Consider the following 8305-nt stretch of genomic DNA (forward strand, 5'->3'; position numbering starts at 1 on the left):
AACGGCCAGCAATTTGCTGGCCGTGAAATCCACCAGGAGGAGGTGGAGGAGACAGGTGTAACTATATCAGGGAAATCCCTAGACGGGTTAACCTTTGCAAAATTTTTTGTAGAAAAACATCAACTGCGACAATTCGTCGCTTTTCGTCGCGTCAATCGCCCAATTCCCCTGCCTGTATAGGCCGCTGGCAAATTGCCCGGGCGGCGTCCCATCGTTTCGATGGAGAAAAACCACAAAGCTGAGCACCATGATCGTGTGTCGATAATGACGATCGTCGCGTGCAGATTCCCGCGCGGCGGCGGTGCCGGCGTGCGTGTCGCTAATCGGCGCACGGGCGCTTGCCCGCACGCAGCGCGGCGACGGCGGCAACCCGCGCACGGCGCCGGCTGACGGGCCGGCGATGGATCTTGATGCTGAGTCATCCGTTGCAATGGGTTGCGGTAGGCGGCAGTAGGTGGAAGTAGGCGGAAGTAGGCGGCAGTAGGCGGCAGCAGGGGCGGTGGGGGCCGTGGGGGCAGTAGGGCGCGGCAGGGTGCGGCAGGGTGCGGCAGGGTGCGGCAAGCCACGATAAGCCGTGGTTAGAGGTCCGATAACTATCGAGTATGAAAGTGCGACGCCCGTCGGCGCTATCATGGCGGGCGTCGCTGTTTTCGCGGCGTTTCCCGCGGCGCGACCGGCTTCGTGCCGACTCATCATCACGATAATGACACCGACGTCCGAACTCTCTCCTGCGTTGCCTTCCGAGCGTGTGCTGCTCGGCGTACTCGGCCTGTTCATGATGATCGCGCCCGCCTCCACGGACATGTATCTGCCGGGGCTCGTGACGATGCGCCACGCGTTGGGCGCGAGCGTCGCGGCCACGCAACTCACGCTTTCGTACTTCTTTCTCGGTTTTGCATTCGGGCAGCTCCTGTGGGGGCCGCTCGCGGACCGCTTTGGGCGTCGCCGGCCGATGGCGGCGGGAATTGCGCTGTACATCTTCGGCAGCATCGGCTGCGCGTTCGCCGACTCCATCGATCACATGATGGTGTGGCGCTTCGTGCAGGCCCTGGGCGGATGCGCCATGCCGGTGATCGCGCAAGCGATCGTGCGCGACGTCTACGGGCCGCGCCACAGTGCGCGCGCCTTTTCAATCATGCTGCTGGTAATGAGCGTCGCGCCGATCGTGGCGCCACTCGTTGGCGGACAGATGCTGCGCTTTACGACCTGGCGCGCGATCTTCGGCATTCTCGCGGTGTTCGGCGTGGTGGCAATGCTGGCCCTGTGGCGCCTGCCGGAGACCGGGGCGGTGCACGCGCGTCAGTCGGGCGGTCCGCGTGCCGTCGTGGCGTCTTATTGGCACCTGTTGCGCGATGCGCAATTCGTCGGCTACATGCTGGCGGGCGGAGCGGTCTTTGGCGCGTCGTTTACCTACATTACCGGCACGCCGCTGGTGTACATGGAGTACTTCCATGTGTCGCCGCAGTTTTTCGGGGTGCTCTTCGGCATCAACATCGTCGGCATGGCGTCAATGACGATGTTCAACTCGCGGCGTGTGGGACAGTTGGGCGCGTATCGACTGATGCGTGCCGGCATCTTCGGTTGTGCGCTTGTGACGACCGCGTTGTGCGCGAGCGTGTGGTTGGGGCTCGCGGGGCTGCCGTTGATGGTGGCGCTGCTGTTCCTGTTCATGTCGCTGCGCGGCATCATCACCGCGAATGCGGTGGCGGGGGCGCTCGCGAATCATCCCACGCGCGCCGGTGCGGCGGCGGCGCTCGTGGGAAGCATCCAGTATGGCTTCGGCTTCGCGGCCGGCGGGCTGCTCGGCGTGCTCAACGACGGCTCGCCGCGCCCGCTCGCCACCGTCATGTGCGGCTTCGCATTGCTGGCGCTCGTCGCGTTGCTGACGATGCTGCGCAAGCCGCCGCCGCGCGCCCACTGAGTCCGTTGCGTCTCTCGAGCGCATGGGGCTCCGCCGCGCTCGCCTACAACGCCAGCACCAGCGACTTGCCACAGGCGCGCGAGCAGCACGACATCATCTTCGTGTTCGCGTCGCGCTCGGCGCGTGTGAGCACCACGTCACGGTGATCGACGTCGCCCGCCAGCACCTGCACCTCGCAGGAGCCGCATAGCCCTTCCTCGCAGTCGCTCTGGACGTCGATGTTCGCCGCGCGCAGGGCCGTGAGCAGCGTCTGGTCCGCCGGCACCGTCACCGTGATGCCGGAATCCTTGAGCGTCACCTCGAACGCATGCTCCTTTTCGGGATCCAGTGTGGCCAGTTGCGACTGGAAATGTTCGACACGTAGCGTGTCGTCCGGCCAGGGCGCACAGCATTGGGCGAGCGCGTCGAGCATCCGTAACGGGCCGCAGGCATAGACCTGCGTACCGTCCTGCGGCGTGGCGAGCAGGCGGGCGTAGTCGGCGCGCTGGCCTTCGGCTTTCACCCACAGATGTAAACGCTCGCCGTGAAGTGACTGGAGTTCGTCGATCAGCGCCATCGTGTGGCGGCTGCGCCCGCTGTAATGGATCTCGTAGTCGATCCCCAGCGCCTTCGCGCGGCGGGCCATGGCCGCAATCGGCGTCACGCCGATGCCGCCCGCGACGAAGATTGCGCGACGTGTCGTTTCGTCGAGCCGGAAATGATTGCGTGGCCCACGAATGCGCAGCCGGTCGCCGGCTTTGACTTGCGTATGCACCCAGTGCGAACCGCCACGGCCTTGCGGTTCGTGCAGCACGGCGATTTCCAGCGCGCGGGTGTCTGACGGATCCCCGCACAGCGAATACTGCCGCGACAGCCCGGTGTCGCCGCACTCGATGTCGATATGCGAGCCGGGGGCCCAGCGCGGCATGGCGCGGCCGTCCGGCGCGACGAGGCGCAGCTTGACGATGCCGTCGGCCACCGGCACGACGGACTCGACCACGACCGGACGCGTCACGCTGTGCCCCGACGGCTCACCGATGCGCACCGGCGAATGATGCGTGAGCACGGCCGGATCGCGGCGCTCCGGGTTCTGCGCCGGATCCCACTCGACCCAGACGTGCTCGGGGCCGCGAAACGACGTATTCGGCACGTAGGTGAAGGTCTGCTGCGCGAGCGTCATGTGCGGCAAACGGCGTGTGAATTCTTCGAGGAAAATCTGCATTTCCATGCGGGCGAGATTTTTGCCCATGCACTGGTGCGAGCCGTAGCCGAACGTCAACTGATCGCTGGCGTTTTCGCGGCGGATGTCGACCAGGTCGGCGTCGGTGAAGTGCGCTTCGTCATGGTTGGCGGACGACGTCACGATGAGCAACTTCGCGCCGGCGGCGATATCGATGCCGCCAATATTCACGTCGCGCGTCACCAACCGGCGCCAGGCGGCGACCGAGCCGTTGTGGCGCAGGCATTCTTCCACGGCGTTGGGAATCAGCGACGGGTCGTCGCAGATCTCGCGCCAGACGTCCGGGTGCTGGAGCAGCAACTTCATGGCATTCGCGGTGGCGTTGGCCGTCGTCTCGTGTGCGGCCACGATGCCCGCCATCATCATCGAATGCAGATACGAATCGGTGACAACGTCCGGGTGCGCTTTCTGCTTGCGGATGCCGTACTGCATCCAGCCCGAACCCTCGGGGTGTTGGCGCATCTTCTCGAGAATCTTGCCCGCCAGTTGCCAAAAGTTGCCCACGGCGTGGGCGACCGCTACCTGCTCTTCGGGCTTGGGGCGTCCCCAGGTGTTGACCGTGTGCGCGATGGAATACTCGCGCAGCTTGTCCATGTCCTCCTCCGGCACCCCGAGAAAGTGCAGGGCCACCGTGAGCGGCACTTCCCACAGCATCTGGTCGACGAGATCGGCGCGGCCGTCATCGATGAAGCGATCCACATATTCGCGTGCGAGCTGGCGCACCAGCGGCTCGTGATGCTTGAGATGCTCGGGCGTGAACGGCTCCATCAGCGCGCGACGGCGCGGCATGTGCGCGGGTTCGTCTTCGTTGACGAGCGTGCGGTTGAGTGCGAAGCCGTAGGAGGCGAGCACGGCATTCGCCTCCGGCCCGGTCGGCGTGATCTTCTCCAGGGCGATCGACGGGCTGAAGGTGAGGTTGTCGCGAAAGATCGCCTTGATATCGTCGTAGCGCGTGACGACCCAATAACCGAGCTTCGGGCTGTAGAACACCGGCTCCTGCTCGCGCGCCCAGCGCACATACTCGGGCGGGTCTTGCTGGTAGCCGTCCTCGAACGGGTCGAAGTCTGCGGCACGCGCACTCACCGGACACCCGTTGGGCGCTTTCGCGGCGGACGCCTGATGAAAAGGGCAACCGCCGGCGCTGGCCTCGGCCGTGGTCGTGTCGGGGGTGTGGGTGGGGGCAATCGGTTGGCTCATCCGTTCACGCTCTCTGGGTCGGGGGCGACGCCCGCCGCGTTGGACTCGCGACGACACGCGCAATGTAGATCAAGTGTAGAGGAGCGATCACGCGATCGGGGCGCGCGCCCTATCTGTCTGGATCCGTTAAGCGTAAATATAATACGCATTGCGTAATTCAATGGACTGGGGTTAACCTTTAACCGTGCCAATGCCGGACAATGTCGTTTTGCATCATAGAATCTCGGCGATGACGACAAGCAAACGACCCTCCGAAGGCCTTTCGCGCAGTGCCGCTGCGCCTTCGCGCGTGACGCAAGGGGTGGCGGCATCGCGCACCGCTGGCGCCCATGCCGACGATGTCATTGACGTGCCCCGCGAGCGCGGTCGCCGTCAACGTGTGCAGTCGGCCGAAACCGGTATGGTCGTGCTCAAGGGGCTGGCCCGGCTGGGCGGTCGTGCGAGCCTTACCGCGCTGGCCCAGCACGTGCAGCAAAGTCCCGCCAAGGTTCATCGATATCTGATGAGTCTTGTGGAAGAGGGGCTCGTCGCGCAGGACGCCGACTCTCAGCACTACCATCTGGGGCTCGAAGCGATGCTCATCGGCGTGGCGGCCATGCGACAGGCCGATCCGGTACGCTCGGCCGAGCCTGCGCTGGTGCGCCTGCGCGAGGCCTTCGACGTCACGTGCTTCATTGCGGTGATGGGTAACAAGGGGCCGACCATCGTGCGTTTCGAGGAGCCGGGCCTGCCCGTGACGATCAACGTGCGTATCGGATCGGTGATGTCGATGCTCTGGTCGGCCACCGGTCGCGTGTTCCTCGGATGCCTGGACGATCCGCAAGTGCTGGCGATGGCCGAAGCCGAACTGGCTCACGCCTCGCCGGAACAACGCGCGCAGCTCGATGCGTCGGACCCCATCGGCACACTGCGTGCCGCGGTGCGCGCGGCCCAGGCAGCGAGCGTGCGCGACACCAACCTGACCGGCATCAGCGCGCTGGCCGCGCCGGTCTTCAACTACGACGGCCGCCTCGTGGGCGTGGTCACGGCGCTCGGTGCCACAGGCGGGTTCGATGCGCGTATGGACGGCCCGATCGGCGAAGCGGTGCGCCGCGAAGCCATGTCCGCGAGCCACGCACTGGGCTATCGTCCGCCGCTGCCGGCCAGCGCCTGACGCGTCGGCGTTTCGCTTGTCGCTCTGCTTCCCGCTGTGCCTCTGCCTGTCGCTCACCCGCGCGGCACGCGTTGTCTGTGGCGTCGCTCAGGTGCCACCGTCCGTTCGCGACGACAGGCGAGGGCTGTCAAGGCCGGTCAAAAGGGCCGCGTGCGACGCTCCCGTCCACAGGATGCGGCCATTCGGTTCGTAGAACTGACGATCGGTTTCGGGATTCGGAACCGCGGGTACCGGCAGATGCTGTGGCGCAAAGGCGATCGCCCTGAATTTGCGCTATTCTGATTCGCTGTTTTTCACCGTCATCGACTTCCTGGAGGAGAAGCCCATGCGTCGTCGCTCGCGTCGTATTTTTGCTGCCGTTCTGACGGTCCTTTCCCTGCCGATGGTGTCGCTCGTCGCCCATGCGAAGGCGCTCACCGTATGCACCGAGGCCAGCCCGGAAGGCTTCGACGTCGTGCGTTACAACTCGCTGACCACGACCAACGCGTCGGCCGATCCGGTGTTCAATCGCCTCGTCGAATTCGACGCCTCGCAAGCGATGGTCGTGCCGAGCCTGGCGACGAAATGGAGCGTCAGCCCCGATGGCCTCACCTACACATTCACGCTGCGCCAGAAGGTGAGCTTCCACAGCAACGACCTATTCAAGCCGACGCGCGCGTTCAATGCCGATGATGTCGTCTTCACGTTCCAGCGAATGCTCAACGCCAATGCGCCGTGGCACAAGCTCACGCCGTCGGGCTTCCCGCATGCGCAATCGCTCTCGCTCGGCAAACTGATCAAATCGGTGCGCAAGGTCGACGACCACACGGTTCGCTTCACACTGTCCGAGCCCAATGCCGTGTTCCTGTCGATGCTGTCGATGGGCTTTGCGTCGATCTATTCGGCCGAGTACGCCGATAGGCTCATCGCCATCAACAAGCCCGGCGAGATGAATGCACGGCCCATCGGCACGGGGCCATTCGTCTTCCGCAGCTATCAGAAGGACAGCGTCGTTCGGTACGACGCGAACAAGTCGTACTTCGGCGGCGCGCCGGCCTCGGATCGCCTCATCTATACAATCGTGCCGGACGCGGCGGTGCGCGCGCAGAAGGTCAAGGTGGGCGAGTGCCAGATCGCGCTCTCGCCCAAGCCGCTCGACGTGAAGGCTGCGCGCAGCGACAAGGCGCTCAAAGTGGTGGAGGTACCGGCATTCATGACCGCGTTCGTCGCGATCAACACCCAGCACAAGCCGCTCGACGACAGGCGAGTGCGTCAGGCGCTGAACATGGCGTTTGACCGCGCGAACTACGTCAAGCAGGTGTTCGAGGGCGCCGCGACGCCAGCCACCAACGTCTATCCGCCCAACACGTGGAGCTTTGCTAGGAACGTGGGGACGTACCCGCTGGATATTGCCAGAGCAAAGCAGTTGCTCGCCGACGCGGGCTTCCCGCATGGGTTCGATACGACGATCTGGACGCGCCCGACGGGCAGTCTGTTGAATCCGAACCCGCGCGTGAGCGCCGAGATGCTGCAAAGCGATCTCGCCAGGATTGGCGTTCGGGCGCAGATCAAGACCGTGGAGTGGGGCGAGCTGATTCGCCGCGGCAAGGCGGGCGAGCATGACTTGCTCTTCATGGGCTGGTCGGGCGACAACGGCGACCCGGACAACTTCCTGACGCCGCAGTTCAGTTGTGCGGCCGTGAAATCGGGCACCAATTTCGCACGCTTTTGCGACAAGGACCTCGACCAGTTGATCAGCGAAGGCAAACGCTCGCCCGATCTCGCCGCGCGTACTGTGAAGTACCAGGTCGCGCAACGGATGATCAAGGACGATGCCCTCTGGATTCCGCTGGCGCACCCGATTGCCGCGGTGATTACGCGCGCGGACGTGACTGGGTACCAGGTGAGCCCTTTCGGCCGCCAGAATTTCGCCACCGTGCAAGTCAAGTAGGCCTCGCGCCGTCCGATCGACCATGCCCGTCACCGGGCATGGTCCTGCGTCGGGCTGCCGTCGAGGCATCATTCTCCCCATCGGCGAGCGCTCTGCTGCGCCCACTGCACCGCTGAAACCTTTCTGAATCCCACCTTGCCGCGTTGAGCGGCATCCGGGCACTCGCGTACGCGGGCCGCCCCTCATGCTTGCCTCATGCTCAATTCAACCCCGGCTCATGAAGCTTTCGTCCGCGTGATGGATTGTCATGACGTTGCGGCGTCGTGTAAGCGTTTCAGGAACGATACGTTTTCAGCATGCGACTTCGCGATGTCTCACAAATTGAGGCATTAGTTGGTTTTAAATCAAGTGGTTAGACGGATTGGCACGGAAATCGCGTATACGAATCGTGTATGGCGAAGCGCCAACCCGAACTTCCAGCAGGCTGTTGGCGAGGTGTCCCTGTGCGCTTGAGCACGGGACGGCCAGCTATTGCCCGCGTTTTTCGCTGACGTGCTCACGCCGTAACGCAGCCCCGGTTGGCGCGGTGTTGTGTGTCTCGAAGCGAGTGTGCGCGGGGAGGGAACCATGAACGGGTTCAAGGCGACTTTGGTGACGGCGGCAGCAGCGATCATGCTGTGCGGCATTTCGACCCACCCATTACACGCTGCGGGAGGTGGGGGCGGCGGGCGCGGGGGAGGCGGTGGTATGGGCTTTGGTGGCGGTACTGGGGGGCTGGGCGCCTTCGGTGGCCCGGGCGGCTTCGGTAACGGCGCAGGTTTCGGCGCAGGCCTTGGCGGTGCGGGCGGCTGCGGTTGCGGCGGTCACAGCGGCGGTGGTGGCGGCCCCGGTGGTGGTGGAGGTGGCGGCCCCGGCGGCGGTGGCGGTGGCGGCGGCGGTGGCGGT

At 64.8% G+C, this 8305-nt stretch carries 5 protein-coding genes; 4 read left to right on the forward strand and 1 reads right to left on the reverse strand.

The features are described from left to right. The first annotated feature begins 703 nt into the window (after positions 1 to 703). The gene (locus PEP31012_RS18725) at positions 704 to 1921 is read left to right on the forward strand and encodes a multidrug effflux MFS transporter (RefSeq protein ID WP_174978300.1); all 1218 of its coding nucleotides are present in this window, start codon (positions 704 to 706) and stop codon (positions 1919 to 1921) included. Positions 1922 to 1964: 43 nt separating this feature from the next. Here PEP31012_RS18725 and PEP31012_RS18730 read toward each other — a convergent pair whose 3' ends face one another. Further along, a complete protein-coding gene (locus PEP31012_RS18730; RefSeq protein WP_150590798.1) occupies positions 1965 to 4337 on the reverse strand; it encodes a cytochrome P450/oxidoreductase in 2373 nt (790 codons plus the stop codon). 229 nt (positions 4338 to 4566) lie between these two features. Between PEP31012_RS18730 and PEP31012_RS18735 the strand changes: the two genes are divergently transcribed. The 3 genes from PEP31012_RS18735 to PEP31012_RS23725 all read left to right on the forward strand — a co-directional run. Next, positions 4567 to 5490 (forward strand): IclR family transcriptional regulator, encoded by a 924-nt coding sequence (locus PEP31012_RS18735; RefSeq protein WP_246171377.1) that lies wholly within the window; start codon positions 4567 to 4569, stop codon positions 5488 to 5490. A 325-nt stretch (positions 5491 to 5815) separates the two neighbouring features. After that, positions 5816 to 7420 (forward strand): ABC transporter substrate-binding protein, encoded by a 1605-nt coding sequence (locus PEP31012_RS18740; protein ID WP_150590800.1) that lies wholly within the window; start codon positions 5816 to 5818, stop codon positions 7418 to 7420. Between the two features lie 567 nt (positions 7421 to 7987). Then, the coding region (locus PEP31012_RS23725; RefSeq protein ID WP_217427149.1) for a hypothetical protein at positions 7988 to 8305 on the forward strand (318 nt) is incomplete at its 3' end.

Source organism: Pandoraea eparura (assembly GCF_902459725.1).
Taxonomy (GTDB): domain Bacteria; phylum Pseudomonadota; class Gammaproteobacteria; order Burkholderiales; family Burkholderiaceae; genus Pandoraea; species Pandoraea eparura.